The following is an 18167-nucleotide window of genomic DNA, read 5'->3' on the forward strand; positions in this document are numbered from 1 at the left end:
CTTCCGGAAGCCTCCGTGGGGAGAGGGCCACCCGTGATCGATCAAGCCGAGGTGGCCACCGGGCTGGAGAACACCGAGCCCAGGTGGCCGCGCGTCCTGCTCAAGCTCTCCGGCGAGGCGTTCGCCGGGGGGGACCCGCTGGGCATCGACCCGACCACCGTCGCGACCATCGCGCGCCAGGTCGCGACGGTCGCCCGGTCCGGCATCGAGGTCGCGGTGGTGGTCGGCGGGGGCAACATGTTCCGCGGCCCCGCGCTCGCCGAACGCGGCATGGACCGGGCCAGGGCCGACTACATGGGCATGCTGGGCACCGTGATCAACTGCCTGGCGCTGGCGGACTTCCTGGAGCGCGAGGGTGCCGTCACCCGGGTCCAGACCGCGATCGCGATGGGCCAGGTCGCCGAGCCGTACCTGCCGCTGCGGGCCATCCGGCACCTGGAGAAGGGTCGGGTCGTCATCTTCGGCGCCGGCCTCGGTGCCCCGTTCTTCTCCACCGACACCACCGCCGCGCAGCGCGCCCTGGAGGTCAAGGCCCAGGCCGTGCTGAAGGCGACCAAGGTGGACGGCGTCTACGACTCCGACCCGAACACGAACCCCACAGCGGTGAAGTTCGACACCCTCACCTACGGCGAGGTCCTCGCCCGTGGGCTGAAGGTCATGGACGCCACGGCGATCAGCCTCTGCATGGACAACGCGATGCCGATCGTCGTCTTTGACCTGCTCACCGAAGGAAACATCTCGCGAGCCGTCCGAGGTGAGAAGATCGGGACTCTGGTCAGTGTCGACGCCTACGGAACGGAAGGACAGCGGTGATCGACGACACACTCCTCGAGGCCGAGGAGAAGATGGACAAGGCCGTCACGGTCGCCAAGGACGACTTCGCCAACATCCGGACGGGCCGCATCACGCCGTCGGTGTTCTCGAAGATCCTCGTCGACTACTACGGCGCTCCCACGCCCGTGCAGCAGCTCGCGTCGTTCCACATCCCCGAGCCGCGCATGGTCATCATCACGCCGTTCGACAAGTCCTCGCTGAGCGCCATCGAGAAGGCGGTCCGTGACTCGGACCTCGGCGTGAACCCCAGCAACGACGGCACGATCATCCGGGTCGTCTTCCCGGAGCTCTCCGAGCAGCGTCGGCGCGACCTGGTGAAGGTGGCCCGCGGCAAGGCCGAGGACGCGAAGATCAGCATCCGTAACGTGCGCCGGCACGCCAAGGAGGCGCTCGACAAGATCGTCAAGGACGGCGACGCGGGCGAGGACGAGGGCCGCCGCGCGGAGAAGGACCTGGAAGAGTCCACCCACCGCTACGTCGCCCAGATCGACGAGCTGCTGAAGGCCAAGGAGTCCGACCTCCTCTCGGTCTAACCCGTCGGTCTAACCCGCGACCTGCCCGGTCGGCTCCGGTGGCCCGCTCTCTGCCACCGGGGGAGGATCCCTCGGACGTGGCGAGACGTACGGCTGGCCGGACCACGGCCGGCGATCTGACGTGAGCGAAGGGACGAGGTGAGCGAAGGTCTGCGCGCCACCGCGCCCGGGGTTGCGGCCCTCGCGGCCCAGCCGGTCGACGGCGCCATGAGCGCGCCAGGAGACGGGGACGAGCCCGCCGCCCCCCGGCCGCCCCGGCGGCGGATCAGGGCTGGGCGCAACCTGCCGGCCGCCATCGCGGTGGGCGCCATCCTCGGCGCCCTCATCCTGGTTCCGCTGTTCACGCTGAAGCCGGGCTTCGTCGGTGTCGTCAGCCTCGCCGTGGCGATCGGCACCTTCGAGGTGGTCCGGGCGCTGCGGCTCGCGGGGCTGCGGACGCCGCTGGTTCCCCTGGTGGCCGGAGCCGTCGCGATGCCGGTCGTGGCCTACTTCTACGGGCCTGGCGCGCTGATCGGAACGCTCGCCGTCACGCTGCTCGTCGCGCTGGCGGTCCGCGCGGTCGGGGACCCGGCCGGGCTCCTGGCGGACCTCGCCGGGACGATCTTCGCGGCGGTCTACGTCGGCTTCACCGCCGGCTTCGCGGCGCTGCTCACCGCCCCGGACGACGGCGACTGGCGGCTCGTCGCCTTCCTCGGCACCGTCGTCGCCAGCGACATCGGCGGCTACACGGCCGGCGTGCTCTCCGGCGGCCGGCACAAGCTCGCCCCGACGGTCTCCCCGGGCAAGTCCTGGGAGGGTTTCGCCGGCTCGGCGCTCGCCTGCGTGGTGGTCGCCAGCGTCGTCATGCGGTTCGCCCTGGGGGGCAGCATCTGGCAGGGGGTGCTGCTCGGGCTCGCGGTCGTCTGCACCGCGACCGTCGGCGACCTCGGCGAGTCCCTGCTCAAGCGGGATATCGGCATCAAGGACATGGGCAACCTGCTGCCCGGTCATGGCGGGATCATGGACCGGCTGGACTCCCTGCTGTGCACGGCGCCCGTGGCCTGGCTCCTGATCACCGCCTTCCTGCCCCCGACCTGACCCGGCGCCCGCGTGCCGACTCCGCCGGGTTTGGCACACTGGACAAGCCATGACAGCCACCAGCGCCCACAACGACCACCCCGCCGGCGACGCGCCGGGCGCGGGCCGGGCGCTCGCGCTCACCCTCACGCCCCGGACCTCCCGGCTCAGGCCGCCGCGTCACCTGGCCGACCTGTCCCGCGACGAACGGCGCGCGGTAGCCGTCGAGCTGGGCCAGCCGGCCTTCCGGGCCGACCAGCTCGCCCGCCACTACTTCACCCGGCTGGCCACACCCGGTGACACCGCCGGGATGACCGACGTGCCCGCGGCCGTGCGCGCGCCGCTGGCCGACGCCCTGCTTCCCCAGCTGCTCACGGCGACCACGACGTTGACCTGTGACGACGGTGCGACCCGCAAGACCGCCTGGCGCACCGTCGACGGCGCGACCATCGAGTCGGTGCTGATGCGCTACCCGGACCGGGCCACCGTGTGTGTCTCCAGCCAGGCCGGCTGCGGCATGGGCTGCCCGTTCTGCGCCACCGGCCAGGGCGGCCTCACCCGCAACCTGACCGTCGCGGAGATCGTCGAACAGGTCGTGGATGCCGCCCGCGTGCTCAGGCGCGGCGGGCTGCCGGCCGGGCAGGCCACCGACACCCGGCTGTCCAACGTCGTCTTCATGGGCATGGGCGAGCCGCTGGCGAACTACAAGGCGCTGGTCACCGCGCTGCGCCGGATCAGCGACCCGGCTCCGGACGGGCTGGGGATCTCGGCCCGCACGCTCACCGTCTCCACCGTCGGGCTGGTCCCGGCGATCGGCCGGCTGGCGGGGGAGGGGCTGCCGGTGCGCCTCGCGGTCTCGCTGCACGCCCCGGACGACGAGCTGCGCGACACGCTGGTCCCGATCAACACCCGGTGGAAGGTCGCCGAGGTGCTCGACGCCGCGTGGGACTACGCCGCCCGGACCGGCCGGCGCATCAGCATCGAGTACGCCCTCATCGACGGCGTCAACGACCAGCCCGAACGAGCCGACCTGCTCGGCCGGCTGCTGCGCGACCGTCCGGTGCACGTCAACCTGATCCCGCTCAACCCGACCAGGGGCTCGAGCTGGCACGCCAGCGCGCCGGCGGGCGAGCGCGAGTTCGTCGCGCGGCTGCGCGCCCGCGGGATCACCACGACGGTCCGGGACACCCGCGGCCGGGAGATCGCCGCCGCGTGCGGCCAGCTCGCCGCCGACAACGCAGCGGTGGACCATGGCCGTCGGTAACCCCGCGTCGCGCGGCCGCCGGGACGACCCGGCCGGCCGGCGGGGCGCGGGCCGCGGCCTGTCGACGCGCGCCGGCGCCCGGACGTCCGCCGCGCGCCGTCGGGCCGGCCTGGCCGCTGGCTCCCGAAGCAGCACGTTCTGGCTACCGATCGTCGCCGCGCTGGGCGTGCTCGTCCTGCTGCTCTGGTACATCCTGGCCCACCAGCCGTCCCACCCGGCGGCCGGCGGCGGCAGCCTGGGCGCGGCCGCCGCGAAGGCGGGTTTCCCCGACGCGGCCGCGAGCGGATCGTCCGTGGCCGGTGGCTCCAGCGCCCCCGCGGTGGTGGCGGTGCCCACCGGCCCGAGCGGCTGCCAGACGGGCAAGACCCTGCCGGGAGGGGTGACGAGCCAGACGGTCACCGTCGGCTCGGTGAAGCGGACCTACCTGCTCGCGGTTCCGCAGCCCCTGCCGAACACCGGCCCGCTGCCGCTGATCCTGAACTTCCACGCCGCCGGCCAGAGCCCGCTGCAGGCCGAGGCGGACACCGGGCTCGCCGGGACGGCCACCAAGCGGGGCTACGTCGTCGCGTATCCGGCCGGGGTGAGCAACCGGTGGAACGTGACCAGGGCGACGGCGGCCGGGCCCGACGACGTGGCCTTCATCGCCGCCCTGCTGGGTGACCTGCGCACCCGCGGCTGCATGGCGGACAACAAGGTCTTCGCCGCCGGCCTCGGGGACGGCGCCGACATGGCCGTCACCGCCAGCTGCGCGATGCCCGGCCGGATCGCCGCGGTCGTCTCGGTCGCCGGCAGCCTCGTGCCCGCCAGCTGCCCGAGCCCGGTCACGAACCTGTTCGAGATCCACGGCGCGGCGGACCCGATCGCGCCCTGGGACGGCGGCGGCCCGGCGCGCACGGCGCCGTTCGCCGGTGTCACCACGCAGCCGGTGACCGAACGGCTCGGCCGGTACGCGCAGGCCACCGGGTGCGCCGCGGCGGCGGCGACCGAGCAGCTGCCCGGCCTCGGCGCCCTGACGTCGTGGACCTGCAACGGCAAGCCCGACGTCGGCGCGCTGTCGGTCATCGGGGGCGGTCACACCTGGCCGCAGGCGCCGGCCCACCCCGAGCTGGGCCCGACCGCCGCGACCTTCTCCGCGACCGTCGTCAGCCTGCTGTACTTCCAGTCACACCCAGTCCTGGGCTCGGTCGTCTCCCCGACCTCCCCAAGCCTTGCCCAGTCCCTGGGCGGTGCCCTAGGCGCCGCTGGCAACTGATCGGGCCTAACGGGTGTCGTGCAGAGAACAGGATGAACTGAACAGGCCGTCGTCGGTCGACCGATGGGCCTGCGACAATGGTCTGGTGTCGAAACCGCGCGCCGTTCGTGAGGTCGTTCTGCTCGGGTCGACGGGATCGATCGGAACCCAGGCAATCGACGTAGTCCAGCGCAATCCGGACAAGTTCCGGGTGGTCGGGCTGCTCGGTGGGGGTTCCCGGGTGGACCTGCTGGCTCAGCAGGCACTCGACCTGGGCGTCGAGGTGGTCGGCGTCGCTGCCGCCTCGGCCGCGCAGGACCTGCAGCTCGCCTTCTACGCGGAGGCCGCCCAGCGCGGCTACCGCAAGGGCGAGTTCGCGGTCCCGAAGATCCTCGCCGGGCCGGAGGCGGCCATCGAGATCGCCGCCTGGCAGTCGGATGTCGTGCTCAACGGCATCACCGGCTCGGTCGGCCTCGCGCCGACCCTGTCGGCGCTCGCCGCGGGCCGGACCGTGGCCCTGGCGAACAAGGAGTCGCTGGTCGCCGGTGGCCCATTGGTGCTCGACGCGCTCGGTGGCGACCCGGACCGGCTGATCCCGGTCGACTCGGAGCACTCGGCACTCGCGCAGTGCCTCCGGGGCGGCCGGCGGGACGAGGTTCGCAAGCTGGTGCTGACGGCGTCCGGTGGCCCGTTCCGTGGCAGGACCCGCGCGGAGCTGACCGAGGTCACCCGGGAGCAGGCGCTGGCCCACCCGACCTGGGACATGGGGCCGTTCGTCACGATCAACTCGGCGACGCTGATGAACAAGGGTCTCGAGCTGATCGAGGCGCATCTGTTCTTCGGCGTTCCGTACGACGACATCGCCGTGGTCGTGCACCCGCAGTCGCTGGTGCACTCGATGGTCGAGTTCCATGACGGCTCGACGATCGCCCAGGTGTCGCCGCCGGACATGCGGCTGCCGATCGCCCTCGCGCTCGGCTGGCCGGACCGGGTTCCGGAGGCGCAGGCGCCGATGGACTGGACCCGCGCCCAGAACCTCACCTTCGAGCCGCTGGACACGACGGCGTTCCCGTCGGTCGCGCTCGCCCGCGAGTCGGGTAAGCGCGGCGGGACGGCGCCCGCGGTGTTCAACGCGGCCAACGAGGAGGTTGTCGGCGCGTTCCTGGCCGGGAAGCTGCCGTTCGTCCGCATCGTCGACATCGTCGCCGAGGTGCTCGCCGCCCACGAGGTGATCGCCAAGCCGACGCTCGACGAGGTGTTCGCCACCGAGGTCGAGGCGCGGGCCGCCGCGACTCGCCTCATCGAGGGTGTGGTGGTGTCGCGGTGATGGCGCTCGGCATCGTCGCCTTCGCGGCGGCGCTGCTGATTTCGGTCTGCCTGCACGAGGCCGGGCACTTCATCACGGCTCGGCACTACGGGATGAAGGCGTCCCGGTTCTTCGTCGGCTTCGGCCCGACGCTGTGGTCACGAGTCCGCGGCGAGACCGAGTACGGCGTCAAGCTCATCCCGGCCGGTGGGTTCGTCAAGATCGAGGGGATGACCCCGCTCGAGGAGATCGACCCGGCGGACGAGCCGCGGGCGTTCTACAACAAGTCCGCGAGGGCCCGGCTGGTCGTGATGTCGGCCGGCTCGGTCGTCCACTTCATCATCGCGATCGTCATGATCTACGGCGTGCTGCTGGCCCTGGGCACTCCGACCGACAGTCAGAACAAGATCGGTGTCACCAGCTGCGTCTCGACCAGCAGCGCGTGCACCGGCCCCGGGCCGGCCGCGGCCGCCGGCATGCGGGTGGGCGACCGGGTGGTCAGCTTCGACGGCACCCCGATCACCACCTGGAAGCAGTTCACCCAGCTCGTGCGTGACCATGGCCAGGGCGTGGCGACGGTCGTCGTCGACCGCGACGGCCGGCGGGTCACCCTGACCCCTGACCTGGTGCAGGTGCTGCGGGACCGGACGACCGGTCTCGCCGGCAACGACCCGGTCGGCGCCCTCGGGGTGCGGCAGGGCACCGACACCAAGCACTACGGGCCGATCTCCGCCATCTCCAGCACCGGCAACTTCATGTGGACCGGCGCCAAGGGGATGTACGAGACGCTGACGCACCGGCTGTCCAGCCTGGGCGACCTGTTCAGCAACCACCGGGACGCGAACGGCTTCGTCAGCGTGGTGGGGGCCGCGCGGATCGGTGGCGACGTGGTCGCGGCGCCGGACACGTCGTGGACCGACCGGATCCGCGGCTTCCTGGTCCTGGTGGCCGGCATCAACCTGGCGGTCGGGATCTTCAACCTGCTGCCGCTGCTGCCCTTGGACGGCGGTCACATCGCCGTCCTCGGCTTCGAACAGACCAGGCACGGGCTCCGCCGGCTGCGTGGCTACCGTGGTCCCGTGAAGCGGGTGGACTTCGCCAAGCTGTTACCAGCCACGTACGCCACGGTGTTCATCCTGCTCGGGTTCAGCCTGCTCGTCCTGTCCGCCGACATCGTCAACCCGATTCGCCTGCAGTGATCGCCGACCCGATCCTGGTCGAGGTACCACAGCCGATCCTGTTCAAGGCGGTACAGCCGGTCCTGTCGAGACGAACACAGGGCCACGCGCACACCGTAATCACATTCCAGTGAGGACAAAGTGACCGTAACTCTGGGCATGCCACAGGCTCCGGCTCGTCCGCTCGGCAAGCGCCGGGTGAGTCGGCAGATCAAGGTCGGCAGCGTCCTGGTCGGTGGCGACGCCCCCGTCTCGGTGCAGTCGATGTGCACCACGCTGACCGCGGACGTCAACGCGACGCTGCAGCAGATCGCTCAGCTGACCGCGTCCGGTTGCCAGATCGTCCGGGTCGCCGTGCCGAGCCAGGACGACGCCGACGCGCTCGCCGAGATCGCCCGCAAGTCCCCGATCCCGGTGATCGCCGACATCCACTTCCAGCCGAAGTACGTGTTCGCCGCGATCGACGCCGGCTGCGCCGCCGTCCGGGTGAACCCCGGCAACATCAAGACCTTCGACGACAAGATCGGCGAGATCGCCAAGCGGGCCAAGGCCGCTGGCATCCCGATCCGGATCGGCGTCAACGCCGGCTCGCTCGACAAGCGGCTGCTGGCCAAGTACGGCAAGGCCACGCCGGAGGCGCTGACCGAGTCGGCGCTCTGGGAGTGCTCGCTGTTCGAGGAGCACGACTTCCGCGACATCAAGATCTCGGTCAAGCACCACGACCCGGTCGTGATGATCCAGGCCTACCGGATGCTCGCCGAGCGGTGCGACTACCCGCTGCACCTCGGTGTCACGGAGGCCGGCCCGCAGTTCCAGGGCACGGTCAAGTCGGCCGTCGCGTTCGGCGCGCTGCTCGCCGAGGGCATCGGTGACACCCTGCGGGTGTCGCTGTCCGCCCCGCCGGTCGAGGAGGTCAAGGTCGGCATCGCGATCCTGGAGTCGCTCGGTCTGCGCGACCGTCGGCTCGAGATCGTCTCCTGCCCGTCCTGCGGCCGGGCTCAGGTCGACGTCTACACCCTGGCCAACGAGGTCGCCGCCGGCCTGGAGGGCATGGAGGTGCCGCTGCGCGTCGCGGTCATGGGCTGCGTCGTCAACGGCCCCGGCGAGGCCCGCGAGGCCGACCTGGGCGTCGCGTCCGGCAACGGCAAGGGTCAGATCTTCGTCCGCGGCGAGGTCGTCAAGACCGTGCCCGAGGCGCAGATCGTCGAGACCCTGATCGAGGAGGCCATGCGACTGGCGGAGGAGATGGAGGCCGAGGGCGTCGCCTCCGGCGATCCGTCCGTCTCCGTCGGCTAGCGGCGGCGGGCACGGCAGCGGATGGGACTGCCGCTTCGGTCAGCCCCGGTGAGGCTGCTGGACGACCGTGACCTGCCCTCGGTACGCCAGCTGCTCGCGCGCGACCCGGTGACCGACGTCTTCGTCGCGTCCCGGGTCGAGGCGTGTGGGCTGGACCCGTGGCGGCTCGGCGCCGAGGTCTGGGGACACGTCGTCGACGGCCGGATCGCGGCGCTGTGCTACTCGGGCGCGAACCTGTGGCCGGTCGGCGCCGGGTCCACGTCGGTGAAGCTGTTCGCCGAGCGGGCCAGGCGCGCCGGCCGGCGCTGTTCGTCGATCGTCGGTGAGGCGCGCTCGGTCGCCGAGCTCTGGCGCCACCTGGAGCCGGCCTGGGGGCCGGCGCGGGAGGTGCGCGGCGAACAGCCGCTGCTGGTCATCGACGGCCCGCCGCTGATCCGGCCGGACACCGCTGTGCGCCTGGTCCGGCCGGATGAGCTGGACATCCTGATGCCGGCGAGCATCGCGATGTTCACCGAGGAGATCGGCGTCTCACCGATCCTCGCCGACGGCGGGGCGCTCTATCGGGCCAGGGTCGCGGAGTTCGTCGGGCAGCGACGTTCGTTCGCGCACATCGAGGACGGCCGGGTGCTGTTCAAGGCCGAGATCGGCGCGATCGCCGGCGGGGTCAGCCAGGTGCAGGGCGTCTGGGTGGACCCTGCCCTGCGCGGCCGCGGGTACGGCGCCGCTGGCACGGCGAGCGTCGTGGCGCTGGCCCAGGCGATGTACGCGCCGGTGGTCAGCCTGTACGTCAACGACTTCAACACCCCGGCCCGCCGCGCCTATGAACGGGTGGGCTTCCGGCGGGCCGGCACGTTCGCGTCCGTTTTGTTCTAGATCGTCGGATACCCGGGTGTTCCCGGCCGCTCCATTCTTCATAATTCCGATGAGATAACTAGAGAAAGCGATTCTCTCGACCGCGCAGGGTTTTTGAGCTTGGTCATTCCGCTCGTTCTACGCTGATGGCCGATTGTTACAAGATCGTGTCATTGGTGCAACGAGCGGCTGGTTCTCCCATGATCCCTCTGGCATGCTGTCGTTCCCGACAAGTCCGATTGACTTGCGTGTACCGTCGCTGTGTGCGTGTCCTGGGAGGAACAGATATGAAGCCCACGAGGCTGGGGTCAACTGGGCGGGGAGCGCGTGTCCTGCGCCGTGGGGTGCCCCTGATCGCTGCCGGTGCGGCTGTCGCGCTGGCGGTGGCCGCCTGCGGCGGCAGCTCGGGCGGCGGTAGCGCGGCGGCGAGCGGCACCCCGGGCCCGAACGCGGGCCAGACGGTCGCGATCGTCGGGTATTCGGTTCCCAAGCCGGCGTACGACGCGCTGGAGGCGGCGTTCCTCAAGACCGACGCCGGCAAGGGCGTCAAGTTCTCGGAGACCTTCGGGGCCAGTGGAACCGAGAGCAAGGCCGTGGCGGCCGGCCAGAAGGCCGACTTCGTCGCTTTCTCGCTCGACCCGGACATGACCCGCCTGGTGCCGAAGTTCGTGGCCTCGGGTTGGAACTCGGACCCCAACAAGGGCCAGATCTCCGACTCGGTCGTGGTGATCGCGGTGCGTAAGGGCAACCCGCTGCACATCACCGGCTGGGACGACCTGATCAAGCCGGGCGTGAAGATCGTCACTCCGGACCCGGCGTCCTCCGGCTCGGCGAAGTGGAACATCCTCGCGGCCTACGAGCACATCATCGCCGAGGGCGGCACCGACGCGGACGCCCAGGCGTACCTGACGTCGTTCTTCAAGAACGTCGTCAGCAAGCCCTCCAGCGGCGCCGACGCGACCACGACGTTCACGCAGGGCACCGGCGACGTGCTGATCTCCTACGAGAACGAGGCCATCGGCGCCCGCCAGAAGGGCACGTCGCTGGACTACGTCGTCCCGAAGGAAAGCTTCCTGATCGAGAACCCGGTCGCGGTGACCCTGACCGCCAACTCGGCGGCCAAGGCGTTCCTGGACTTCGCGCGCAGTGACGCGGGTCAGGCCATCTTCGCCAGCAAGGGCTTCCGGCCGGTCGACACGAACGCCACCATCGGCACGGTGGCGGGCGCGAACGACCCGAGCAAGCCGTTCCCGACGGTCGCCAAGCTGACCACCATCGCGGACCTCGGCGGCTGGTCGAAGGTCAACAAGGAGTTCTTCGACGCCGACAACGGCATCGTGACGAAGATCGAGAACGCTACCGGATGAGTATCGCGGTGGAGCCGGCTCCAACGGCTTCACCGGCTCGGACCCGAGCCGCGCGGGACGCCTCTGGCGCCGCGCGGCTCGGTCGCGGGCCGGGGCTGGGGCTCGGCATGGCGGTTCTGTGGCTCAGCCTGCTGGTACTGATCCCGCTGGCGGCCGTCGTCGCGCGCGGGTTCACCGGCGGGTGGAGCGGGTTCTGGGACAACATCACCGACCCCGCGGCCCTGCGGGCGCTGCGCCTGACGGTGACCAGCTCCCTGCTGGTGGCCGTGATCAACGCGGTGATGGGGACGTTGCTGGCCTGGGTGCTGGTGCGTGACCCGTTCCCCGGCCGGAGACTGGTCGACCTGATCATCGACATCCCGTTCGCGCTGCCGACCATCGTGGCCGGACTGGTGCTACTTGCCGTGTACGGCACCGACAGCCCGGTCGGGATCCATCTGCTCGGCACGCAGCGGGCGATCGTGCTCGGGCTGCTCTTCGTGACGCTCCCTTTCGTGGTCCGGTCGGTCCAGCCCGTGCTGATGGCGCTGGACACCGAGGCCGAACAGGCAGCGGCCTGCCTGGGCGCCGGGCCCTGGACCATCTTCCGGCGGATCGTGCTTCCGCTGCTGCTGCCGGCCATCGCCTCCGGCGCGGCGCTGGCCTTCGCCCGGGCGATGGGGGAGTACGGGTCGGTGCTGCTGATCTCCGGCGGCCTGAGCCGGACCAGAGTCTCGTCGATGTACGCGTACCAGAAGATCGAGAACTTCGACTTCGCCGCCGCCTCGGCGACCGCGACCGTCCTGCTGGTGGTGAGCCTGCTGGTGATCGTCGGCCTCAATCTGCTCCAGCGCTGGGCGGCTCGCCGTGGGTAGCCGCGGCGCCGGGCGCTTTGTCGGCCGGTTCATCGCGCTGGCCTACGTCGCGGTCCTCGTCCTGGTCCCACTCGTGGTGGTCTTCTGGAAGACGGTGAGCGCCGGACCGTCCGAATTCTGGTCGGCGATCAGCTCCCACCAGGCCGTGACCGCCTTCCGGCTGACCGCCGAGATCTCGGTCGCCGCGGTCGCGCTCAACACCGTGTTCGGGGTGGGCGTCGCGCTGCTGATCGCGCGCCATCGGTTCCCCGGGCGCCGCCTGCTCAGCGCGCTGGCCGACCTGCCGATCTCGGTGTCGCCGATCGTCGTCGGTCTCGCGCTGGTGCTGGTATACGGACCGATCGACGGCTGGTTCGGGAAGGGTCTGCACAGCGCGGGCATCGAGATCATCTTCGCGGTCCCCGGCATGATTCTGGCGACCGCGTTCGTCTCGATGCCGCTGATCCTGCGCGAGATCGTCCCCGTGCTGGAGGAAGCCGGCACCGAGCAGGAGCAGGCAGCACGGGTGCTCGGCGCCAATGCCTGGCAGCGGTTCGTCCGGATCACGATTCCGATCATCCGCCCCGCCCTGCTGTACGGCATCGTGCTCAGCCTGGCCCGCTCGATCGGCGAGTACGGCGCCGTGCTGGTGGTGTCCGGCAACGTCAGCGGAGCCAACCAGACCCAGACCGTGCCGCTGCTGGTCTCCGAACGGATCCAGCAGCTGGAGCCCGGCGCATACCAGCTCGCGTTCCTGCTGATCGTGGTCACCGTTCTCACGATCGTCGTCGTCAACCTCCGGCGGACGAGGGACGAACCGAACAATGTCGAACCGCATGACGCGGGACTGAACGAGGGTGGACTCTAGGTGAGCATCGAGGTCAACTCGGTCGGGAAGCGGTTCGGCACCTTCGTCGCGCTGGACGATGTCAGCCTGACCGTGGCGGACGGACGGCTGACCGCCCTGCTGGGGCCCAGCGGCGGCGGCAAGTCGACCCTGCTGCGCATCATCGGCGGCCTGGAGCAGCCGGACACCGGAACCGTCCGGATCAACGGGACGGACGCCACGCGCATCCCGCCGCAGCGGCGCAACGTCGGCTTCGTCTTCCAGCACTACGCCGCCTTCAAGCACCTGTCGGTGTACCGGAACGTCGCGTTCGGCCTGGAGATCCGCAAGCGGCCGAAGGCCGAGATCCGCGAGCGGGTGCACGAGCTGCTGGCCCTCGTCCACCTGGAGCAGTTCGCCGACCGGCTGCCGGAGCAGCTCTCCGGTGGCCAGCGCCAGCGGATGGCGCTCGCGCGCGCCCTCGCGGTCGAGCCGTCGGTGCTCCTGCTCGACGAGCCGTTCGGGGCGCTGGACGCCCAGGTCCGCAAGGAACTGCGCGACTGGCTGCGCCGGCTGCACGACGAGGTGCACGTGACCACCATCTTCGTGACGCACGACCAGGAGGAGGCCCTGGAGGTCGCCGACGAGCTGGTGGTCATCAACCACGGCCGGATCGAGCAGGTCGGCAGCCCCGCCGAGGTCTATGACAAGCCCGCGAACGACTTCGTGATGAGCTTCCTCGGCCCGGTCACCCATCTCGCCGGCCGGCTGGTCCGCCCGCACGACCTGGAGATCTTCACGGCAGAGACGCCCGAGGCGGTGCCTGCGGCGGTCGCCAGCCTGCAGCGGATCGGCTTCGAGGTCCGGGTCACGCTGGACGCCGGAGCTGAGCAGCCCTGGGCCCAGCTCACCCGCGGGCAGTCCGAGGCGCTGGGTCTCGCCACCGGCGACCGGGTGTGGATCCGCGCCCCCCGCTGATCGTCACGGGCCGGTCACCCCTGCACCCAGGACCGAGGGTGGCCGGCACCTGGGGCGCGGCACGGTACCCGCCGTGGGCGTGATCATGGCAGGGGCGGCAAGATGGAGGCATGCAGATCTCCGCGCGTGCCGACTACGCCCTGCGCGCACTGCTGACCCTCGCCGCCAGCGACGGCGGGCTGGTCAAGGGTGAGACGCTCGCGTCGGCGCAGGACCTGCCGCTGCGCTTCCTCGAGAACATCCTGACCGACCTGCGCCGCAGCGGCCTGGTGGCCAGCAGGCGCGGTGCCGAGGGTGGTTACCAGCTGGCCCGCCCGGCCGCCGAGATCGACGTGGCCACCGTCATCCGGGCGACCGACGGCCCGCTCGCCGGCGTGCGCGGCCGGCGGCCGGAGGAGGTCACCTACGAGGGCGCGGCCAAGAACCTGCAGGACGTCTGGATCGCGGTGCGGGTGAGCCTGCGCCAGGTGCTGGAGTCCGTCACCCTTGCCGACATCGCCTCGGGGGAGCTGCCCGAGCTGATCCGCGAGCACAGCCAGGCCCCGGGCGCCTGGTCGCGCCGCTGACCCCGGGCCGTCCCGCTTCCCCGGTCAGGAACCACCGGGAAACGCCTGGACGGCGCTCGCGGGGTTCTTGCCGGCGGTGAGCCTGGCCCGCTGGGCGCGGACGGCCGCCTGGGTCAGCGCGTCGACGACGAGCTCGCGGGTGGGGCCGCCCACCGTCGCGACCGCGTCGTAGGCGGCGGCCGCCGTCCGGTCGTCGAGCTGCGCGAGCAGGCTCAGCGCCGCCGGGACGGTCGTGGGACTGACGGGCAGGGTGTAGGCCGGCAGCGCGGCCGGCGGTTGGGCGCCGGCCGCCAACAGCAGCCCGGTCAGCTGGTCTCTTAGCTGGCGGTGCGCGGCGTAGGCGGCGAACGCCAGCGTCCGGGCGTCTCCGGCCGGCGCGCCGAGCGGCGCGAGTGCTCCGCCGGCCGCCGACGTCCCGTACACCGCGCCGTGCTCGACGGCGAGCAGTGCCGACAGCGCCGTGACTCCTGCCGGGCTCAGCGCCCCGATCGAGGACGGCGTGGTCGAGGACGGCGTGGTCGTCGGCCGGCTGGTCCCCACCATCGTGCCTTTCATCCGTGCGTTGGTCGGGCGGTCGGCCGCGGGGCGTCCGGGCGGGACGCGGCCGGGTCAGCCGGTGGCGCCGAGCGCGAGCAGGTCGGCGTGGCAGGACTCGGCCGCGTACAGGCTAGCGAGCAGCGGCGCGAGCCGGGTGGTCGTCGACAGGCAGGTGGCCCGGTGGGCGCCGGCCGCGCCGCGCTCGGCCGCGGCCAGCGCCGCCAGGGCGCTCGCCCGCGCCGCGGTGGAGTCGTCCACCGGCGCGGTGGCCGTCCCAGGGGGCGTCCCGGTGGGCGTTCCGGCGCCGCCGGCCGGGCTGGCGGCAGGCGTGCTGGAGCCGCCCGCCGACGGCGTCGTGGTCGGGTCGGCGGTCGACACCCCGGGCACCAGAGCGGCCAGCGCCGCGAGGTGCTGGGCGTGGTGCGCGCGCAGGCCGGCCAGCAGGCCGGTGAGTGCCGGGTGGCTGGCGATGGCGGCGTCGTAGCGAGCCAGCAGGGCCCGCTCGGTGCCGGCCGCGGCCTGGGCGGCCGCGAGATCGACCGGTGGTTCGACCGCGCTGGTCGGCAGCTTCGTGGAGCAGCCCGCGGCCAGCGTGCCCAGGCCGGCCGCGGCCAGGCCTGTCGCCGGCAACGCCAGCACTGCCCGCCGGGACGGGGCCGCGACCCTACGCACGCTGCGCAGCCAATCACACTCCTGTGCGCTCCACGTGGTCTGGGCTCCCCGCCCGGGTGCGCCGCCGGAGCTCTGGCCCACTCGGTTCCCGGCCGGACAGTCCGGTCATAGTTCGACTCCGCCGGCCAGAGGTGGCAGACCGTCGGGAGCCTGGATTGGAGCCGTACCGCGGCGGACGTAGGCTAAGGATCTCGAAGACCACCCAGACCGCGGGCGGCGTCCTGGCGGTCGGGCGTCCTGATCGTCCCGGGCCGGCGACGGCACCCGGTGACGCGGCGCCAGGCGGTCGGCAGTCATGGCGCGGGGCGAGAACGGGCCGGGCGAACACTTCCCGGGGATCCGCCTCAGACCAGCACACACCTACCGAGGCACGAGCCTCGGGACCAGAAGGAACGAAGGGATCGGGCGACGTGGCACGGGACGCGAGTGGCCGGACGGGCCACCGGCCGCAGGCGAGCGGCTCGGCGCCGCCGGCCGAGATCCGCGACCGGCTCGCCGAGGCGCTCGCGCGCGCCGGGTTCGACCTGGACGACCTGAGCCTGTCGCGCGCCGGCTCCCGCAGCGTGCTGCGGGTGGCCGTCGACCGCGACGACGGCATCGACCTGGACGCTGTCGCTGACGCCAGCCGGTTGATCTCCGACCTGCTCGACCAGGTCGACGAGGGCGGCCTGGCCGGCGCGTACGTGCTGGAGGTGACGTCGCCCGGTGTCGACCGGCCGCTGACGGAGCCTCGGCACTGGCGGCGGGCCCGCGGCCGCCTGGTCGAGGCCCGGCGGGTGGACGGCACCGTCGTCCTCGGCCGGGTGCTCGGCGCGGACGACGAGGGCGTCGACCTCGCGGTCGCCGCCGGCCCGGTTCGGCGGGGCCGCCCGGTGAAGACGAAGATTGAACGGCTACGGTTCGCCGACGTGGCGAGGGCCGTGGTCCAGATCGAGTTCGGCCCGGCCGGCGACGAGTCGGCCGCCGCCGGCCCGGTCCGGACGGACGCGGACGTGGACCTGGCCGAGGACGCGGCCGGTGATCTCGACGGCGCGGGCTTCCAGGACGCTCTCGCGGACGCCGACGAGATCGGCGACGAGCTGGATGACGGCTGGGCCGACGACGGCTGGCCCGCTGGCCTTGACGAGCTGGACGTCGCCGATGACCAGCACGGCGCCGACGACCCGGGCGATGCCCGGCGCGCGCCGACCGCCGGGCGCCGCAAGGATGTCGGCGGGAGCCCGGGTGAGGAGACAGACCGGTGAAAATTAGCGTCGCCGAGCTGCGCGGCATCGAGCGTGAATATGATCTTTCGTTCGAGACGCTGGTCGAGGCGATCGAGACCGCGCTGCTCAAGGCCTACCAGCACACCCGCGTCCAGCAGGACGCCGGTGACGAGGAGGAGCCCCGGGTCGCCGACGCCCGGGTGGTCGTCGACCGCAAGAGCGGCGAGGTGACCGTCCTGGCCCAGGAGATCCAGCCGGACGGCTCGGCCCGGGAGTGGGACGACACGCCGGCGGACTTCGGCCGCATCGCCCAGGCGACCGCCAAGCAGGTCATCATGCAGCGGCTGCGGGAGGCCAAGCAGGAGGTCACCTACGGCCAGTACGCGGACCGCGAGCACGAGATCGTCTCCGGCGTGGTCCAGCACCACGAGCAGCGGGCCGGCTCCCGGGTGGTCCTCGTCGACCTGGGGACGATCGAGGGCGTGCTGCCGCCGGCCGAGCAGGTGCCCGGCGAGACGCTGGAGCACGGCGACCGGATCAAGTGCTATGTGGTGCACGTCGCGCGCGGCCCGCACGGCGCGGCCGTGACCCTGTCGCGGACCCACCCCGAGCTGGTGAAGGGCCTGTTCCGGCTGGAGGTCCCGGAGGTCGCGGACGGTACTGTCGAGATCGCCGCGATCGCCAGGGAGGCCGGCCACCGCAGCAAGATCGCGGTCCGGTCCAAGGTCGCCGGGGTGAACCCGAAGGGCGCGTGCATCGGCCCGATGGGCAGCCGGGTGCGCGCGGTGATGGCCGAGCTGCACGGCGAGAAGATCGACATTGTCGACTGGTCGGCCGACCCGGCGACGTTCGTTGGCAACGCGCTCTCGCCCGCCCGGGTGTCCCGCGTCGAGGTCACCGACCTCGCCGGCCGGGCGGCTCGGGTCACGGTGCCGGACTACCAGCTCTCACTGGCGATCGGGCGGGAGGGCCAGAACGCTCGGCTCGCCGCCCGGCTGACCAGCTGGCGGATCGACATCCATTCCGACACGGAAGGTGATCATGGTGGCGCCGGGCGACGCCCCGCCGACTCCCCGCGCCGCGCCGGCGCCGGGCCGGCGGATCTCCGCCGCCCGGACGCAGCCCCGGCCGTCGCCGGACCAGGCGCCGGCGGACCGGCCGCGCGACGCTCGCCGGCAGCGGGCGGGCAGCCTAGGGGCGCAACGGGATAGACTCACCGTGGAGCGCCGTGCGGAAGAGCCAGTCAGCCTGTCAGCTAGTCAGCCAGCCGGTACAGCACTCGCCGGTACTTCAGGTGGGCGTACTGCGACAGGTGAAGGTACTGCAGTTGGAAAGTCAGCTGTTCGCACCTGTGTTGGTTGTCGATCCCGGGCGGCGCGGTCCGACCTGCTGCGTATCGTCGTGGTGGACGGTGAACTCCTGCCCGATGTTCGCCGCCGCTTGCCCGGCCGGGGGGCGCATCTGCACCCCGACCTGGCATGTCTCGACCTCGCGGAGCGCCGGAGGGCGTTTCCCCGTGCGTTGCGGGTGCCTGGGCCGCTCGGTTGCGAGCGTGTCCGGGCGTACGTCCAGGAGATTCCTCGTCCCGAGCGGGACGAGGACGAGCCGGGACGTTGTTGACAGGTCTGACGGG

19 protein-coding genes are annotated in these 18167 nt (G+C 72.0%); 17 read left to right on the forward strand and 2 right to left on the reverse strand.

Translation table 11 applies throughout. From position 1 onward, the window contains the following. The first annotated feature begins 33 nt into the window (after positions 1-33). The 14 genes from pyrH (at position 34) to FRAEUI1C_RS05500 (ending at position 14120) form a co-directional block, all read left to right on the forward strand. Entirely contained in the window at positions 34-813 is a 780-nt protein-coding gene (gene pyrH / locus FRAEUI1C_RS05435) for a UMP kinase (protein ID WP_013422276.1), read from the forward strand. Continuing rightward, positions 810-1367, forward strand: coding sequence for a ribosome recycling factor (gene frr, locus FRAEUI1C_RS05440; protein ID WP_013422277.1), 558 nt, complete (start codon positions 810-812; stop codon positions 1365-1367). Before pyrH ends, frr begins: the two co-directional genes overlap by 4 nt. Before the next feature lie 138 nt (positions 1368-1505). Continuing rightward, a complete protein-coding gene (locus tag FRAEUI1C_RS05445; protein WP_013422278.1) occupies positions 1506-2444 on the forward strand; it encodes a phosphatidate cytidylyltransferase in 939 nt (312 codons plus the stop codon). Between the two features lie 49 nt (positions 2445-2493). Further along, complete coding sequence (gene rlmN, locus FRAEUI1C_RS05450; protein WP_013422279.1) at positions 2494-3687, forward strand: dual-specificity RNA methyltransferase RlmN; 1194 nt, start codon at positions 2494-2496, stop codon at positions 3685-3687. Further along, the gene (locus tag FRAEUI1C_RS05455) at positions 3674-4939 is read left to right on the forward strand and encodes a CE1 family esterase (RefSeq protein ID WP_013422280.1); all 1266 of its coding nucleotides are present in this window, start codon (positions 3674-3676) and stop codon (positions 4937-4939) included. Before rlmN ends, FRAEUI1C_RS05455 begins: the two co-directional genes overlap by 14 nt. 85 nt (positions 4940-5024) lie before the next feature. Then, positions 5025-6245: a 1-deoxy-D-xylulose-5-phosphate reductoisomerase gene (dxr, locus tag FRAEUI1C_RS05460; protein WP_013422281.1), complete on the forward strand. Its 1221-nt coding sequence runs from the start codon at positions 5025-5027 to the stop codon at positions 6243-6245. After that, the gene (locus FRAEUI1C_RS05465; RefSeq protein WP_013422282.1) at positions 6245-7423 is read left to right on the forward strand and encodes a M50 family metallopeptidase; all 1179 of its coding nucleotides are present in this window, start codon (positions 6245-6247) and stop codon (positions 7421-7423) included. Before dxr ends, FRAEUI1C_RS05465 begins: the two co-directional genes overlap by 1 nt. A gap of 120 nt (positions 7424-7543) precedes the next feature. Beyond that, on the forward strand, positions 7544-8698 hold the full coding sequence (ispG, locus tag FRAEUI1C_RS05470; RefSeq protein ID WP_013422284.1) for a flavodoxin-dependent (E)-4-hydroxy-3-methylbut-2-enyl-diphosphate synthase: 1155 nt from the start codon (positions 7544-7546) through the stop codon (positions 8696-8698). Positions 8699-8719: 21 nt separating this feature from the next. Next, positions 8720-9571 carry a GNAT family N-acetyltransferase gene (locus FRAEUI1C_RS05475; protein ID WP_013422285.1) on the forward strand — a complete coding sequence of 284 codons (852 nt, stop codon included), beginning with the start codon at positions 8720-8722 and terminating at the stop codon, positions 9569-9571. A 323-nt stretch (positions 9572-9894) separates the two neighbouring features. After that, positions 9895-10917 carry a sulfate ABC transporter substrate-binding protein gene (locus FRAEUI1C_RS05480; RefSeq protein ID WP_232425304.1) on the forward strand — a complete coding sequence of 341 codons (1023 nt, stop codon included), beginning with the start codon at positions 9895-9897 and terminating at the stop codon, positions 10915-10917. Then, positions 10914-11771 carry a sulfate ABC transporter permease subunit CysT gene (gene cysT, locus FRAEUI1C_RS05485; protein WP_013422287.1) on the forward strand — a complete coding sequence of 286 codons (858 nt, stop codon included), beginning with the start codon at positions 10914-10916 and terminating at the stop codon, positions 11769-11771. The genes FRAEUI1C_RS05480 and cysT overlap by 4 nt, the downstream gene beginning before the upstream one ends. Further along, a complete protein-coding gene (locus FRAEUI1C_RS05490; RefSeq protein WP_013422288.1) occupies positions 11764-12618 on the forward strand; it encodes a sulfate ABC transporter permease subunit in 855 nt (284 codons plus the stop codon). The genes cysT and FRAEUI1C_RS05490 overlap by 8 nt, the downstream gene beginning before the upstream one ends. Continuing rightward, a complete protein-coding gene (locus FRAEUI1C_RS05495; RefSeq protein ID WP_013422289.1) occupies positions 12619-13554 on the forward strand; it encodes a sulfate/molybdate ABC transporter ATP-binding protein in 936 nt (311 codons plus the stop codon). Between the two features lie 110 nt (positions 13555-13664). After that, on the forward strand, positions 13665-14120 hold the full coding sequence (locus FRAEUI1C_RS05500) for an RrF2 family transcriptional regulator (RefSeq protein WP_013422290.1): 456 nt from the start codon (positions 13665-13667) through the stop codon (positions 14118-14120). Positions 14121-14144: 24 nt separating this feature from the next. Here the strand turns inward: FRAEUI1C_RS05500 and FRAEUI1C_RS05505 are convergent, their stop codons facing one another. Beyond that, positions 14145-14675, reverse strand: a complete 531-nt coding sequence (locus tag FRAEUI1C_RS05505; protein WP_232425306.1) for a DUF4439 domain-containing protein — start codon at positions 14673-14675, stop codon at positions 14145-14147. 54 nt (positions 14676-14729) lie between these two features. Continuing rightward, on the reverse strand, positions 14730-15329 hold the full coding sequence (locus tag FRAEUI1C_RS05510; protein ID WP_157734828.1) for a hypothetical protein: 600 nt from the start codon (positions 15327-15329) through the stop codon (positions 14730-14732). Positions 15330-15739: 410 nt separating this feature from the next. Between FRAEUI1C_RS05510 and rimP the strand changes: the two genes are divergently transcribed. The 3 genes from rimP to FRAEUI1C_RS40760 all read left to right on the forward strand — a co-directional run bounded on the left by rimP (position 15740) and on the right by FRAEUI1C_RS40760 (position 18154). Then, positions 15740-16573 (forward strand): ribosome maturation factor RimP, encoded by an 834-nt coding sequence (gene rimP, locus FRAEUI1C_RS05515; protein ID WP_013422293.1) that lies wholly within the window; start codon positions 15740-15742, stop codon positions 16571-16573. Then, entirely contained in the window at positions 16570-17745 is a 1176-nt protein-coding gene (gene nusA / locus FRAEUI1C_RS05520) for a transcription termination factor NusA (protein WP_013422294.1), read from the forward strand. Before rimP ends, nusA begins: the two co-directional genes overlap by 4 nt. A 193-nt stretch (positions 17746-17938) precedes the next feature. Then, on the forward strand, positions 17939-18154 hold the full coding sequence (locus FRAEUI1C_RS40760; RefSeq protein WP_232425307.1) for a YlxR family protein: 216 nt from the start codon (positions 17939-17941) through the stop codon (positions 18152-18154). The last annotated feature ends 13 nt before the right edge of the window (positions 18155-18167 follow it).

It is taken from the genome of Pseudofrankia inefficax (genome assembly GCF_000166135.1).
GTDB classification, from domain to species: domain Bacteria; phylum Actinomycetota; class Actinomycetes; order Frankiales; family Frankiaceae; genus Pseudofrankia; species Pseudofrankia inefficax.

What these genes read in the sequence shown, in the direction of transcription:
- rlmN (WP_013422279.1), top strand. Translation starts at nt 2,494, where the DNA reads ATGACAGCCACCAGCGCCCACAACGACCACCCCGCCGGCGACGCGCCG.
- FRAEUI1C_RS05455 (WP_013422280.1), top strand. Translation starts at nt 3,674, where the DNA reads ATGGCCGTCGGTAACCCCGCGTCGCGCGGCCGCCGGGACGACCCGGCC.
- FRAEUI1C_RS05465 (WP_013422282.1), top strand. Translation starts at nt 6,245, where the DNA reads ATGGCGCTCGGCATCGTCGCCTTCGCGGCGGCGCTGCTGATTTCGGTC.
- FRAEUI1C_RS05475 (WP_013422285.1), top strand. Translation starts at nt 8,720, where the DNA reads ATGGGACTGCCGCTTCGGTCAGCCCCGGTGAGGCTGCTGGACGACCGT.
- cysT (WP_013422287.1), top strand. Translation starts at nt 10,914, where the DNA reads ATGAGTATCGCGGTGGAGCCGGCTCCAACGGCTTCACCGGCTCGGACC.
- FRAEUI1C_RS05500 (WP_013422290.1), top strand. Translation starts at nt 13,665, where the DNA reads ATGCAGATCTCCGCGCGTGCCGACTACGCCCTGCGCGCACTGCTGACC.
- FRAEUI1C_RS05505 (WP_232425306.1), bottom strand. Translation starts at nt 14,675, where the DNA reads ATGAAAGGCACGATGGTGGGGACCAGCCGGCCGACGACCACGCCGTCC.